This window comes from Kitasatospora cineracea (assembly GCF_003751605.1).
GTDB lineage: Bacteria > Actinomycetota > Actinomycetes > Streptomycetales > Streptomycetaceae > Kitasatospora > Kitasatospora cineracea.
In genome coordinates, this window is the sequence record NZ_RJVJ01000005.1 from 77,469 (window position 1) to 91,352 (window position 13,884).

A 13,884-nucleotide genomic window follows, 5' to 3' on the forward strand; every position below is an offset into this window, starting at 1 on the left:
CCCGTCGGGGGCGCTCGGGCGCTCGGGCGGTCAGCCGGTGGTCGGCGTGGTGGCCGGTGCGGGGTCGGGTGCAGGCGAGTGCGTCGGTGACGGTGCCGGGGGAGAGAGCGGGGCGGGGACGGTGGCGGTCAGGCGGGCGATGACCGCGGCGGTGGCGCGGTCCTCCGCCAGGTCGAGGCGGCGGGCGGAGCCGCGCAGCAGGTGGCGGGCTTCCAGGGCGGCGAGGGCGATCAGGCCGGGCAGCAGGTCGGTCGAGCGGGCCGCGACCCAGCGGGTGCCCTGGGTGGCCATCCACCACAGGTCCGCTCCGCGCCGGGGCGGCGCCACCGCCAAGCGCGCGGGCGCCGCCCCGACGGGATGGCCGGCGGTGGCGAGCAGGGCGTGGAACTCCCGGGCGATCAGTTGGTGGCCGGCGGCGCTCGGGTGCAGCCGGTCCACGCTCAGCAGGTCCCGGTGCTCCGTCCAGGGCAGGTCCGCGAGGTGCAGGTGCACCGCCCCGTAGTGCGCCGACAGGGCGTGCACCACCGCGTTGACGCCGCGCATCCGTCGGGCCAGCGGCCGGGCCAGCGGCGCGGGCAACCCGAGCAGCCGTCCCGGATCGGGCAGGCACGCGGTCAGCGGGAGCGCCCCGACCGCCGTCAGCGAGGAGAGCACGGAGTCGAAGCGGTGGGCCGTCGACTCCAGGTCGAAGGACGCCCGCAGGGTGTCGTTGCCGCCGACCATGACCGCCGCGTACCGGGGGCGCAGCGCGAGCGCGGTGGGCAGTTGGGAGACCAGCAGGTCGCGGCTGAGCGCGCCGCTGCTGGCCAGGTTGCGGAACTCGACGGGATCCGGTGAGAGGGCGGGCGCGAGCAGGGCCGCCCAACCCCGCCACCCCCCTGGTACCGGATCGCCGACACCCTCGGTGAGGGAGTCGCCGAGCGCAGCGAATCGAACCGTCATCACGTCCCTCCGGTGGGGCTGGGAAGGTGGTGGAACTTCGGTGCGGGGGATGGGTGTCGGGGTCTCACCCGGTCGTGGCCGGGGGAAGGGAAGGAGCGAGGGCGAGGGCGGGTGCGGGCGCGGGTGCGGATGCGTGTGTAGGTGCGGGTGCGGGTGCGGGTGCGGGTGCGGGTGCGGGTGCGGGTGCGGGTGCGCGGTGGGCGGTGAGGAAGGCCGTGGTGGCGGCCGTCCAGCTGAACTCCTCCGCCCTGGCGCGGGCGGCGGCCCGCCGTTCCGCCTCCGGGCGGTCCAGCAACTCCCGTACGGCGACGGCGAATCCGGCTCCGGTGTCGGCGGCCGCGAGGCCGGCCCGGCCGACCACCTGGGGGAGCGCGGAGGAGCGGCTGACCGCGACGGGGGTGCCGCAGGCCAGCGTCTCCAGGGCGGCCAGACCGAAGGTCTCCACCGGGCCCGGCGCGATCACCGCGTCCGCCGTGGCCAGCAGGGCCGCCACTGCGGAACGCTCCGCCAGATGGCCCAGGAACCTTACCGGGAGCCGGAGTTCGGCCGCCCGGCGCTCCAGCCGGCCGCGCAGCGGACCCGTCCCCGCGACCGCGAGCACGGCCGGGACGCGGTGGCGGCGGCGCAGCTCGGCCAGTGCCTCCAGGGCCCGTTCGGGCTTCTTCTCCCCCGACAGTCGCGAGCACATCACCAGCAGCACCTGCTGCGGATCGGCCAACTCGGCGCGCAGCGAAGGATCGTGGCACTCCGGCCGCATCACCTCCAGGTCCACCCCCAGCGGCGCCCGTTCGACGTTGCCGGCGCCGATCCGCTCGAACTCCTCGGCCGCCCACGCCGTCGTGCACAGCACCGTGTCGTAGCTCTGCGCGGTACGGGAGTTGAGCCGGTCCGCGACCTGCCGCGCGGTGCCGGGCGGCACGCCCCACGCGCCGAGCACCCCGGTGGCGCTCTCGTGCGAGACCATCATCGACCGCACTCCGTGCGCCCGTGCCCAGGCGCCCGTCCAGCGCAGCGTGGTGCGGTCCGATACCTCCAACCGGTCCGGGGCCAACTCATCCAGCAGCGAGGCCAGTTGCTTCCGGTCGCGGAGCAGCCGGTAGCCGCCGGTGCCCGGGACGCGCGGCCCCGGCAGCGTGATCACCCGCCCCTGCTCGGTCCACTCGTCGGTGCGGGTCGGCCCCGGCACCACCAGCACGGGCCGGTGCCCCGCCGCCAGGTACCCGGCCCCGAGGTGCCGCAGCGCGGTCCGCAGGCCGCCCGAGACGGGAGTGACGAAGTTCGCCACCCGGACGATGCTCAACCCGCCGTCCGTGCGGGCCGTTTCACGGTTCACGCGGGCTGCTCCTCGACCGAGAGCGGGAGGACAGCGGCGGCGACGGGAGCAGCGGGAGCAGGGGCGGGAACGGCGGGGACGACGGTGGCGGTGGTGGTGTCCCGGGTGCGTTGGCGGTGCTCGGCGAGCACCTCCTCGTAGTGCCGGATCAGCTGGTCGCCGACCGCCTCCCAGGTGCGGCCGGTGACCTCGGCCCGGCCCGCCGCGCCGTACTGGGCGCGCAGTTCGGCGGAGGCGGCGAGGTCGGCCACGGCGCGGGCCGCGGCGCCCGCGTCCCGCGGGGCGACCAGCAGCCCGGTGCGCCGGTGGCCGACCAGGTCGAGCGGGCCGCCGACCGCAGGGGCGACCACCGGTACGCCGCTGGCCATCGCCTCCTGGATGGTCTGGCAGAAGGTCTCCAGCGGACCGGTGTGCACGAACAAGTCCAACGAGGCGAAGCAGCGGGCGAGTTCGGCCCCCGTGCGGCGTCCCAGGAACACCGCGCCGGGCATCGCGGCCTTCAGCGCGGGCGCGCTCGGACCGTCCCCGATCACCACCACCCGCACGCCGGGCAGCCGGGACGCCTCCGCCAGCAGGTCGACCCGCTTCTCCGGGGCGAGCCGTCCGACGTACCCCACCAGCACCTCGCCGCCGGGCGCCAGCGAACGGTGCAGCGCCTCGTCGCGGTGCTCCGGGTGGAAGCGCACCGAGTCGACGCCGCGCGCCCAGATCCGGACCTGCCGCACCCCGTGCGCGGTCAGGTCCTGCGCGGCCGGGGTCGACGGCGCCAGTGTCCGCGCGGCGGCGCGGTGCACCGAGCGGATCCGCGCCCAGGCGATCGCCGAACCGGCGCTCCGACCCATCCGGTACGCCTGCGCGTACCCGGCCAGGTCGGTCTGGTACACCGCCACGGTCGGCAGGTCCAGCCGCTCGGTGAGCCGGGCGGCCCGCGCACCGAGGACGAACGGGCTGGCCAGGTGCACCACGTCCGGCTGATGGGCCGTCAGCGCGGCGGCCAGCTTGCGGCTGGGCAGGGCGATGCGCACCTGCGGGTAGCGGGGCAACGGGACGGACGGGACGCGCACCACCGGCAGCGGCTCCAGGTCCGGGCCGAAGGACTGCGGCGGGCAGTGCGCGCCCCGGGCCGGGGCGGGGGTGATCACCAGGGGCTGGTGGCCCCGCCGGACGAGGTGCTCGGCAGCCCTCAGCACGCTGTGGGCCACGCCGTTGACCTCGGGCGGGAAGGACTCGGTGACGATGGCGACTCGCATGCCAACGTTGTGGCCAACCCGGGCGTGCGGCCAGCCAAAGGGATCTTTCGCGCAGACGAACGTCTGCCGCCATTTCCGCACGGGTGTGTGAATCGCGGAGCCGGCGGGGGAGCGGGAGCCGTGGCGCCGGGCGAAGTGCCGACCGGTGAGCGGTTTGCGGTGATTTGTCCGAGTAGGCTGGCGGAATGGAACACACGGGAGGGGGAGCGGCACCACCCGACGGCGATCCGGCCGCGTCCGGTGGTTCGAAGGCCGCGGACGGAGCCGCTGCCGCCGCTGCCGCCGCTGTGGTGGACGGGCGGGGCGGTGGGGCGGCCGGTGAACTGTGGCGAGCCGTCCGGCACGACTCCGCGCGGCTGCCCGAGCACTTGGCCGTACTGGCGGTGCAGCAGGAGGCGGGGCCGGCCGCGAGAGCGGTGGCCGGACTGTCCGGGGCGGGAGCGGAAGCAGGAGTGGGGGCCGGGGCGGGGACGGGAGCGGGGGCGGGAGCGGGGGCCGAGGTGGGAGCGGAAGCGGGAGCGGCGGTCGGGGCGAGGCCGGAGGCTGGGGCCGGGGCTGGGTCGGTCGTCGAGCGGCGTACGGCCGTCATCACCCACGGCATCCGGCTGACCCTGGTCGAGGGCTGCGTGGTCGGCGGGCCGCTCATCCTCCTCGTGCCGGTGGCGTTCTGTGCCGGGATGCTCGCCCAGGCCCGGATGGTCCTCGAACTCGCCGCCCTCGCCGGAGCGGACGGCGACCGCACCGAGCGCAGCGCCGAACTCCTCGTCCTGCAAGGCGTGTACCCCACCGTCCCGGACGCCCGCGCCGCGCTGGCCGCCACCGCCGAGGCGGACGCCGCGACCGAGGCCGAGGCCGAGTCCGAGAGCGGGCCCGAGGGCGGGACGCCGACCCGTCCGTCCCGGCTGGACATGATCCGGCGGATGGTCTACCTGCTCGGCCTGGTCGCCATCGGCGAGGACCACCGCGGCCCGGTCCGCCGGATCGCGGGCTGGGTCGGCACCGGCCTCCTGGTGGTCGTCGGACTCGCCTTCCCCGTGGTGTGGATCCCCGTCATGGGGCGCGCCAACGTCCGCGCCACCACCGCCCTCGCCCGGCGCGCCACCGCCTTCTACTGGCCCGAGGAGGCGCGCGCCGCCGGGGCCGCCAACGCCACCGGCGCCGGTGCGGGTGCCGGTGCGCAGGGCGAGGAGGCGTACGCCCGCACCGCGACCATCGCCGTCCTCGGCCAGACCCTGATCGCCCTGCTGCTCCCGGTCGCGGCCTTCCTGTTCGTGCTCTTCCTCGGCCTCGACCTGGCCGGCGGACACCTCACCACCGCGCTCCTGATCGCCCTCGCCGCCGGTGCGGCCTACGCCGCCGACCGGGCCCGCCGCGCCCGCGGTGCACGCGGTCCGCGCGGTGCACGCAGTTCGCGCGGCCCCCGGGCCTCGGGTGGCGGGCGTGGGGGAACCGCGGGCTGACGATTCGTCAGGGCGGCTCCCGAATCGGCGGGGCGGGCGTGGACGCTCCCGTTCCCACCCCGGGCGGGCGAGGTGCGGGACCGGCCCTGTGACAGGCTGTACGCATGCGAGAGGCGCTGATCGACCAGGCCAGGAGGCTCGTCGCCGAACTCCACCCCGACGCGTCGGCGGTGGTGCTGGCCGGATCCGTGGCGGCGGGGCGGGCCCGGGCGGGCAGCGACCTCGACCTGGCCGTCCTGCTGCCCGACGGCCGGAGCACCCACCGAGAGACGCTGCGCCACGAGGGCCGGGTGGCCGAGGTGTTCGCGCACACCCGGGCCGGGCTCGACGAGCTGCGGGCCTTCGACGCCGCCTCCCGCCGAGGGGTGGTCCAGCAGCTGTACGCGACCGGGCTGGTCCTGCTGGACCGCGACGGCCACGCCGCCCGGATCGCCGAGGAGTGCCGGGCCGAACTGTTGGTCGGACCGCCCCCGCTCCCGGCCGAGCAGCGCGAGAACCTGCGCTACGCGCTGACCGACCTGCTGGACGACCTGGCCGACGCGCCGGACCGACTGGAGGCGCTGGCCGTCGGCGCCGAGGTCCTCCGTACCGCCGCCGACCTGCTCAGCGACCACCACCGGGCCTGGACCGGAACGGGCAAGTGGTTCCCGCGCCGCCTGCTCGCCGCCGACCCCGACCTCGGCGCCCGCCTCCTGGCGGCCCACCGCACCCTGGGCGAGACCGGCGACCCCGCCGCGCTGCTGGCGGCCGCCGGCGCCGCCCTCGCCCTGGCCGGCGGCCCGCTCTCGGCGGGCTACCGCCGCGACTGGCCCCCGGCCGCCGACGGCAAACGGTGAGGAGTGGCGCGCCGGGTGCGGCGGTGCGCCGCGCCGATGAGCGCGACGAAGTGGTGAGCCGGGTCATGGCGGGACCGGAGGTCTGAGCCCGATGCCGGTGACTCGGCTAAGCCCGGGTGGCCCGGCCTGAATCGTCGGTCAGAGCCGCAGCGGTCAAGGTGAGGTGCTGGACCAGGATCGCGGCTGCGGCGTCGGTGTCGCGGGCCAGTGTCGCCTCCTCCAGCCTCCGGTGCTCCTCGGCGCCGTCCCGGTCGGGGTTGCGGTGTGCCGACCAGCGGCGGGCCAGTTCGCTCGCGGTCCACAGCCGGTCGAAGGTCTCCAGCAGCGCGCGGTTGCCGCACCCCTCCAGCAGCGTGCGGTGAAAGACCCGGTGCGCCTCGGCCCAGGCGCCGGTGTAGTACTCGCCCTCCTCCGGTGCGTACGCCGGGGTGCGCGCCAGCCGGTGGTGGGCGGCCCGCACGCGGGCTTCCCAGTCGATGTCGCCGCGCTCGATGGACATGCGCAGGACGACCGGTTCGACCGTCCGGCGGGCTTCCGCGATCTCCTGCCAGCGGTGGTCGGAGAAGGCGGGGACCGCGAAACCCCGGTTGGGGAGCCGGTCGGCGAGGCCCTCGCCGACCACCCGCACGAGTGCCTCACGCACCACAGCCAGGCTCACACCCTGCTCCCTGGCGAGATCCTGCGGCTTGAGGGGGGAGCCGGGGGAGTGGTCACCGCGCATGATCGCGTCCCGCAGGTGTGCGTAGACCTGCTCGGAGAGCATCTGCTTCCCCGGCGGGGTCGAGGGGTGCGCTGTCTGAGTCATGGACCCATCCTAGACCGATCCGCTAGATAATCGATTATTGGTGCTACTGTCGATTCATCGTCCGCCGAGGACGTCCTCCTCCGGAAGGAACCACCGCCGTGCCTGCCAACGGCCCCTTCGCCCACCTCCCCGGGGCGGCCTCGCTCACCGCCACCAGCGCCACCGCCGCCACTAACGCCACCACCGTCACCGTCGCCGACGGCGCCGAGTGGCCGCCCGAGCAGCGCTCCTCCGGCCTGCCCGGCGAGAAGGGCGCGGCTCGCACCGGCGGCGGCCCGATGGACCTCGACGTCGTCCGTGACGTCAGCCGCGCCGTCAGCGCCGCCCACCTGTTCGTCTACCTCGTCCCCGAGGCCGCCGAGGAGGCGGCCGAGCTCGGCGTGACCGACCGCGGCCGGGCGTACCTCGCATTCCGGTCGGCCGCGATGGGCGCGGTCCCCTGGCAGGTCACGCTCGCGGCCTTCTACAACTTCAGCCCGCGCGCGGTGCGGGCCATGGCGGGCGTATGGGACGCCGCGCCGCCCGCGCGGTGGCAGGCCGCCCGCTTGCGGACCGTCAGCCGGGCGATGCGGCGCGTCGACGTCCGTCTCACGGAGGACCATTTCGCCGAGGCGCGCTCGCTCATCGACCCGGTCGTCGCCGGTGCCGACTACGCGGGCAAGGTCCTGGCCGCCGCGAACGCCTCGGTCGCGCTTCCCCCCGATCCTCTCGCCGCGCTCTGGCAGCAATTCACGGTGGCCCGCGAGTGGCGCGGCGACGCCCATCTCGCCGTACTCGCCGGCAACGGCCTCGGGCCCTGCGACTGCCTCGTCCTGCACGCCGCAACCGGCCGCCTCCCGACAGCCCTCGCGCGCGCGACCCGCCAGTGGGACGACGAAGAGTGGGACGCGGCGACAGCACGCCTCGTCGCGCGCGGCTGGCTCGACTCCCGCAGCGTCCTCACGGGCGCCGGCAGCGCGGCACGCGAGCGCATCGAAACGGAAACCGACGAGCACTGCGCCGCACTGTGGGCGCCGATCGGCAACGCAGGCGCCCAACGCTTCGCCTCGCTCATCGCGCCGATCGCCGACGCGTTCGGAGCCGCAGGCGTTCGGTGATTCCAGCCAGGGTGCGGGTGAGTGCCCTGGCGGGTGTGCCGGAGGAAAGGCCCGCCTGGGCCGGAACCTGGCGGCGAACGGTCCGCAAAGCCGCTGGCATTGGGTCCAAGTCGGTTAGAGGAAAGGGTGGTTGACGGTGCGTCAGCTCGGGTCGGAGTCGATCGCGGGTCAGGACGGCCGGTGGCGGACCCGGGCCGCCAGCAGGGCGATGTCGTCCTCGGCGTCCTCCGGGGCCAGCGCGGCGAGGGTGCCGTCCAGCAGGGAGTCGAGCGGGCCGTCGGCGGGGAGCCGGAGCGCGGAGAGACGGGCGAGCGAGACGTCGATGTCCTCGCCGCGCCGTTCGACCAGACCGTCGGTGTACAGCAGCAGGGCGTGGTCGGCGCGCAGCTCTGTCACGGTCTGTTCGTAGCCGCCGACGCCGGTGCCCAGCGGGGGGCCGGTCGGGACCTCGACCAGTTCGGTGGTGTGCGAGGTGAGCAGCGCGGGCGGCAGGTGCCCGGCACTGGCGAGGGTCCAGCGGGCCCGGGCCGGGTCGGCGAGGGCCAGGACGCAGGTCGCGGGGCGGGCGTTCTCCTGCTCGGCGATCAGCGCGTCCAGCTGGCGCAGGATCCGGTGCGGCGGCAGGTCCATGGCGGCGACGTAGCGCAGCGTGGAGCGGTAGTTGCTCATGTCGACGGCGGCCTCGACGCCGTGCCCCATCACGTCGCCCATGGCGAGCAGCGTTCGGCCGAACGGCAGCCGCACCGTCTCGTACCAGTCGCCGCCGACCACCGAGGTGATCCCGGACGGCAGGTAGCGGGAGGCGAGTTCGAGGTTGGGGTGCGGGCTGCCGGGTTCGGCGAGCAGGGCCCGCTGGAGTTCCAGGGCGGTGTTCTGCGAGCGGGCGTAGCGCCGGGCGTGGTCGAGGGTGAGCGCGGCGCGCCCGGCGATCGCGGCGAGCAGCTCGGTGTCCTCGGCGGTGAACCCGAGCGAACTGCCGTGCGCCCGCGCCAGGGTGAGCACGCCGATCGGACGGCCGCGGGCGGTCAGCGGGACGGCGAGCAGGCAGTCCACCCCGGCGCCGCGGCCCGCGGACAGCGCGGCCTCGTCCGGGAGCAGCGCCGCCAGCTCGTCGGCGGACACCAGGTTGGCGACCACCGGGCGGCCCTCGGCGAGCGCCCGGGCGGTCACCGAGCCGGGGCGGTGGCGCACGGTCCCGGCGGCAGGCGCGGACGCTGGCCCGGCGGACGACGGCGCGGTGCCGGGCGAGGCCTGCTCGCGGGCCACGGCGGCCCGCCGCCAGCGCAGCCGCGGCCGGTCCCGGTCCCGGTCCCGGTCTCGGTCCGCGCCGGGGTCCGGGCGGGTCGTGGCGGATCCGGCGGCGGCGTCGGGGGTGTCGAGCGGCAGGACGTCGACGAGGGCGAGGGCGGCGAAGTCGGGGACGGCGAACGCGGCGAGTTCCGCGCAGGTGGTGTCCGGGTCGAGGGTGGTGCCGATCCGCTCCGAACCGGCCTCCAGCAGGGCGAACCGGGCCCGGGTGCGTTCGAGTTCGGCCCGGTGGGTGTCGGCGCCGCCGGGCAGCACGACCAGCACCCCGGTCGGCGCGTCGGCGACCTCCAGCCGGCGGAAGTCGGCGGCCCGTCCGGCGAACGTCCCGGAGCGCGGTCGCCCGTCGGCCAGGACACGCGGGACGGCCGGGTCCGGATCCGCGGCGGCCCGCCCCAGCACGGCCGTCGGCGACACGCCGGTGACCTGCTGGAACGGCGGGTTCAGGTAGCGCCAGCGCAGGTCGGCGTCGAGCACCGCGACCGCGACGGGCAACTGGCCGAGCAGGGCGTCGGCCAGTGCGTCGCGGTCCACCCGCAGGGCCGCGGAGGCAGCGGTGAGCAGCGAATCCGTCGAGCTGTCGCCCGCCGATTCGGGCCGCACCCGTGACTCCTCCCTCACCGCGTCCCCCGTGGAGCCGTCGACGGGCCCGGCGCGTCGCCGTACCGCGCAGCTCGGTGTCCGTCTCCCGGATGATCCGCACCCGGGGACCGCACCATACTCGGCCAACCCTCCCGGACCCGAACCCGACACGGTGCGTACACCGGTCGGAGCGAGGTTTTGCCAAGCTTTGCCGCGCTGTCGACCGAACCGGTGCCGGACGACACGGACGACGGGTGGGCGGATGGACGGACGAGCGGACGGACGGACAGGTGGGCGGGCTGGCAGGCGGCCGGGGGACGGGGCAGGAGGCAGGGGGCAGGGGTGGCCGGGGGAGAATGGACTGATCCGACCCGTCCCCGCCGCAGGAGAACCCGTACCGTGACCGACCAGCAGCGCCCCGTCCCGACCGGCCGTCGACTCGACCTGCTCGCCGACTGCTCCGCCTGCTTCGGGCTGTGCTGCGTCGCCCTGCCCTTCGCCAAGTCCGCGGACTTCGCGGCGAACAAGAGCGCGGGCACGCCCTGCCGCAACCTCCAGGCCGACTACCGCTGCGGGATCCACCCCGCGCTGCGCGAACGCGGCTACCAGGGCTGCACGGTGTTCGACTGCTTCGGTGCCGGGCAGAAGGTCTCCCAGCACACCTTCGAGGGGCGCAGCTGGCGCGAGGACCGGGAGACCGCCCGGCAGATGTTCGAGACCTTCCCGGTGATGCGCCAACTCCACGAACTGCTCTGGTACTTGGCCGAAGCGCTGGAGCTGCCGAAGGCCAAGCCGGTGCACGCCGAACTCCGCCGGGCGCTGGACGGGATCGAACAGCTGACCCGCCGGGACGCCGCTGCGCTGCTCGCCGCCGACGTGCCCGCGATCCGCGCCGAGACCAGCGAACTCCTCCTCAAGGCCAGTGAGTTGACCAGGAACGCGCTGCCCGGGAAGAAGCGCAACCACCGGGGCGCCGACCTGATCGGGGCCCGCCTGCGCGGTGCGGACCTGCGCGGGGCCAACCTGCGCGGCGCCTACCTGATCGCGGCCGACCTGTCCGGCGCCGACCTGCGTGACGCCGACCTGATCGGCGCGGACCTGCGCGATGCCGACCTGCGGGGCGCCGACCTGACCGGGGCGCTGTTCCTCACCCAGTCCCAACTCAACGCCGCCAAGGGCGATTCCACCACCCTCCTCGGCGCCGTGCTGGCACGCCCCGCGCACTGGTGAGAGCACGCGGGGGCGCGGAAGGGGGGCGCGCGGGGGCGCGCGCAGACCCGTGAATCGGGATTAATTGCCTGCGGTCAGGGCGGAACCGGGCGTATGGTCATGAACTCCCCGACGCGAGAGGAGGATCATCCGCGATGGGAATGTTCAAGGACGCACCGCCCAGCGAGCATCCGGACTTCACCCAACTGCGTTTCATGGCAGCCGGCACGCCCTCGTGGTGGAAGCGCAACCGCCACAAGACACTCGGCGTGGCGGGCCTGCTGGTCGGCTTCTGGCTGGCCAGCCACTACAACACCGCCGCCCCCGCCGCTTCCTGCACCCCGACCGCCACCACGGCCACGTCCGCACCCGCCCCCCAGGGCGAGGCCGCCGGGCGCTGAACACCCGTTCGGCAACGCCGAGTCGGAGCCCGCAGGGGCGGTGGCCGGGCATGCGCGGGGCGTGCGTGGGGACGTGCGCGGAGATGTACGCGGTCATGAAGAAGGCCCCCGGCACCCTCCCGACCAGGGGAGAGGGCGCCGGGGGCCGAACCGGCCGAGGCGGAAACCCGGCCGACGAGGCGTCAGTTCGTGCGCGTCACTTGCCGCCGTCGCGCAGCGCGGTGAGCGTCGCGTCGAGCGCGGCGCCGGAGTTGCGCGGGCGGTTGTACGGGAGCTTGCCCAGCAGCGAGCCCATCGTGCAGGTGTTGCTGACGGCCGAGAACAGCAGGCCGCCGCCGACCGCGGCCGACACCCAGCGCACGCCCGGGACGGCGAGGTCGACGACGACACCCACCAGCACCAGCGAACCCGCCACCAGCCGGACCTGCCGGTCCATCGCCCAGCGGACCTTCTGGCCCGGCACCCGGTTCAGCGCCCTGCCGTTGGCCGCCCAGGCGGCGGTGCCGCCGTCGACGAGCAGCGCCTGCACACCGGCCGCGGCCAACCGCTCGCAGGCGTTCAGCGCACGGGCGCCGGACGCGCAGGTGACGGCCAGCTCGCCGCGCCCGGCGGCGGCCCGCAGCGCGGGCAGGGCCTGCGACAGCTGGTCGAGCGGCACGTTGTGGGCGCCGGGGATGTGGCCGCCGGCGAACTCGCCGGGCGAACGGACGTCGATGACGATCAGCTGGTGCAGGCGGGGCTGGAGCTGGTCGACGGTCAGGGGAGTGGTCATCGGAGCGGATGAACCTTTCGGGGGGACCCGGCGCGTACGGGCGGCCGGGGGAGGGGGAGGGGGAAGGGGGAAAGGGAGACCGGGGAGGCGTCCGTGCGGCGGGCGTTGCCGGGGGAGCGGAGGGGTGCGCACGGGACGGGGCGTCAGAGCGCGGCGTCCACCAGCATCAGGACGGCGACGGCGAGCAACGCACCGGCGAACAGTCGCTGCAGCGTGCGGCCGGACAGCTTGGCGGCGAGCCGCTTGCCGTCCCAGGCGCCGAGGACCGCGGCGGCCGCGAACGGGCCGACCGTCGACCACGGGATCTCGGCGGCCCCGCCGAGCCGGGGCAGCAGCGCCGCCAGCGAGTTGAGGGTGATCACCAGCAGGCTGGTCCCGATCGCCTCGGCCATCGGGAACGCCAGGAAGGACACCAGCGCGGGCACCGCGAGGAACCCGCCGCCGACGCCCAGCACCCCGGTCGCCGCACCCAGCCCAGCCCCCGCCAGCGCAGACCGCCGGGCCGAAGCCGGAACCCGGGCGGTGGCCGGGAACGGGGCCGCCGGGCCGGGAGGCTCCGGGAGGGGGCACAGTTCGGGGTTCATCCCTGCAGGGACCATCTCCGCGGAGACGGACGCGGTTGCCGTCTCCGCCGTCACCGTCACCGTCGAGGTGGCGACAATCGCGCCGCCGGGAGCAGGAGCAGGAGCAGGAGCAGGAGCAGGAGCGGGAGCGGGAACGGAGACGCGTGCGGGTCCGGGCCCGGGCCTCTCGACCGCTGCCGATCCGTGAGCGGGGTGCCGTGGCTGCACCGACTCCGGGCCGCCGTCTGCGCCGCCACCTGCACCGCCGTCCGCGCTGCGGGCGCTGGGGGCGCCGTCCGTCCGTCGTCCGCCCGCCAGCATCCGCCAGGCGGCCAGGCCGGCCAGCAGGGCGAACGCGGCGGTCAGGGCCGGGCCGGGCAGGTGGCGGGAGAGGGCGCCGCCGAGGGCGGCGAGCGGGAGTCCGGCTGCGCCGAACAGCAGTCCTTCGCGCCAGCGGACGCGTCCGGCCCGGGCGTGGGCGAGCAGGCCGGTGAGCGAGGTCACGGCGACGATCAGCAGGCTGGCGGTGGTCGCGGTGCCGGGCGTCAGCCCGATCAGGTAGATCAGCGCGGGGACGGCCAGCATGCTGCCGCCGCCACCGAGCCCGCCCAGTGCCAGGCCGACCACCGCGCCGGCGACCAGCGCCAGCAGGACGACGCTGCTCATATCGCGCCGCCGCAGTGGCACTCGTCCCGGTGCGCGGGCGGGTCGTTCCGGTGCGCGGGCAGCCCGTCCCGGAGCCAGGCACGCATCCCGCCGGCCACGTTCACCGTCGGCACCCCGTGCGCGTTCAGCAGCTCGGTGGCCGTCTGCGAGCGGGTGCCGGACCGGCACACCGCCAGCACCAGCCGCCCACCGGCCGCGGCCCGTACGGCGCCCAGGCCGCCGCCGCCGGTGCCGCCCTCGCGGGCACTGCCGTCGCCGTCGCCGTCGCCGTCGCCGTCGCCGCCCTCGCCGAGGGTGCCGAAGGTGCCGAGGGCGCCGAGCGGGACGAGGAGCGAGCCGGGCGCGTGCACCACGGCGTGCTCTTCCGGCTCGCGGACGTCGAGCAGCAGCGCCTCGCCGGCGGCGGCCAGGCGGTGCGCCGCGGTGGGGTCGATCTGTGCGGGCGCGGGCGGCTGGGGGGTCCAGGCCACGATGTCCTCCAGGGGTGGCGGGGCGGTGCGTGAGGGTTCCGGCGGCTCTCCGGGCGGCGGGTCCGTTTTCCGGGAAGATACCGGTGGGGGTATATCGTTGGTTTCGAGCATATACCCCCACCGGTATCAACCAGCCAGCCCTCCTGGCAGCGAACTGCCTGCAACAATACCCATGGGGGTATCGAAACCGACC

General features: G+C 75.7%; 13 protein-coding genes. 5 read left to right on the plus strand and 8 right to left on the minus strand.

All coding sequences use genetic code 11. The annotated features are described in order from the left end of the window. Window positions 1–30 precede the first annotated feature (30 nt). From EDD39_RS38500 to EDD39_RS38510, 3 genes are all read right to left on the minus strand, one after another. Entirely contained in the window at window positions 31–942 is a 912-nt protein-coding gene (locus EDD39_RS38500) for an SGNH/GDSL hydrolase family protein (RefSeq protein WP_123564268.1), read from the minus strand. A 64-nt stretch (window positions 943–1,006) separates the two neighbouring features. Beyond that, window positions 1,007–2,275, minus strand: a complete 1,269-nt coding sequence (locus EDD39_RS38505) for a glycosyltransferase (RefSeq protein WP_244257538.1) — start codon at window positions 2,273–2,275, stop codon at window positions 1,007–1,009. Then, window positions 2,272–3,525, minus strand: coding sequence for a glycosyltransferase family 4 protein (locus tag EDD39_RS38510; protein ID WP_123564269.1), 1,254 nt, complete (start codon window positions 3,523–3,525; stop codon window positions 2,272–2,274). The genes EDD39_RS38505 and EDD39_RS38510 overlap by 4 nt, the downstream gene beginning before the upstream one ends. 500 nt (window positions 3,526–4,025) lie before the next feature. On the opposite strand from EDD39_RS38510, the gene EDD39_RS40510 reads away from it, so the two are divergent. Together EDD39_RS40510 and EDD39_RS38520 are read left to right on the plus strand one after the other, a co-directional pair. Then, window positions 4,026–4,985 carry a hypothetical protein gene (locus EDD39_RS40510; RefSeq protein ID WP_208765788.1) on the plus strand — a complete coding sequence of 320 codons (960 nt, stop codon included), beginning with the start codon at window positions 4,026–4,028 and terminating at the stop codon, window positions 4,983–4,985. Between the two features lie 104 nt (window positions 4,986–5,089). Further along, a complete protein-coding gene (locus EDD39_RS38520; RefSeq protein ID WP_123564270.1) occupies window positions 5,090–5,821 on the plus strand; it encodes a nucleotidyltransferase domain-containing protein in 732 nt (243 codons plus the stop codon). A gap of 106 nt (window positions 5,822–5,927) precedes the next feature. On the opposite strand, the gene EDD39_RS38525 is transcribed toward EDD39_RS38520, so the two are convergent. After that, complete coding sequence (locus tag EDD39_RS38525) at window positions 5,928–6,626, minus strand: GntR family transcriptional regulator (RefSeq protein ID WP_123564271.1); 699 nt, start codon at window positions 6,624–6,626, stop codon at window positions 5,928–5,930. 278 nt (window positions 6,627–6,904) lie between these two features. On the opposite strand from EDD39_RS38525, the gene EDD39_RS38530 reads away from it, so the two are divergent. Further along, a complete protein-coding gene (locus tag EDD39_RS38530; protein ID WP_123564330.1) occupies window positions 6,905–7,723 on the plus strand; it encodes an SCO6745 family protein in 819 nt (272 codons plus the stop codon). Between the two features lie 168 nt (window positions 7,724–7,891). Here EDD39_RS38530 and EDD39_RS38535 read toward each other — a convergent pair whose 3' ends face one another. Next, window positions 7,892–9,631, minus strand: a complete 1,740-nt coding sequence (locus EDD39_RS38535; protein WP_244257539.1) for a SpoIIE family protein phosphatase — start codon at window positions 9,629–9,631, stop codon at window positions 7,892–7,894. 378 nt (window positions 9,632–10,009) lie between these two features. On the opposite strand from EDD39_RS38535, the gene EDD39_RS38540 reads away from it, so the two are divergent. Next, window positions 10,010–10,840, plus strand: a complete 831-nt coding sequence (locus tag EDD39_RS38540) for a pentapeptide repeat-containing protein (protein ID WP_123564332.1) — start codon at window positions 10,010–10,012, stop codon at window positions 10,838–10,840. Window positions 10,841–10,974: 134 nt separating this feature from the next. After that, window positions 10,975–11,220: a hypothetical protein gene (locus tag EDD39_RS38545; protein WP_123820881.1), complete on the plus strand. Its 246-nt coding sequence runs from the start codon at window positions 10,975–10,977 to the stop codon at window positions 11,218–11,220. 196 nt (window positions 11,221–11,416) lie between these two features. Here EDD39_RS38545 and EDD39_RS38550 read toward each other — a convergent pair whose 3' ends face one another. From EDD39_RS38550 to EDD39_RS38560, 3 genes are all read right to left on the minus strand, one after another. Beyond that, entirely contained in the window at window positions 11,417–11,992 is a 576-nt protein-coding gene (locus tag EDD39_RS38550) for a rhodanese-like domain-containing protein (RefSeq protein ID WP_123564272.1), read from the minus strand. A gap of 143 nt (window positions 11,993–12,135) precedes the next feature. Continuing rightward, on the minus strand, window positions 12,136–13,221 hold the full coding sequence (locus tag EDD39_RS38555) for a sulfite exporter TauE/SafE family protein (RefSeq protein WP_123564273.1): 1,086 nt from the start codon (window positions 13,219–13,221) through the stop codon (window positions 12,136–12,138). Next, window positions 13,218–13,691 (minus strand): rhodanese-like domain-containing protein, encoded by a 474-nt coding sequence (locus EDD39_RS38560; protein ID WP_244257540.1) that lies wholly within the window; start codon window positions 13,689–13,691, stop codon window positions 13,218–13,220. The genes EDD39_RS38555 and EDD39_RS38560 overlap by 4 nt, the downstream gene beginning before the upstream one ends. Between the last annotated feature and the right edge of the window lie 193 nt (window positions 13,692–13,884).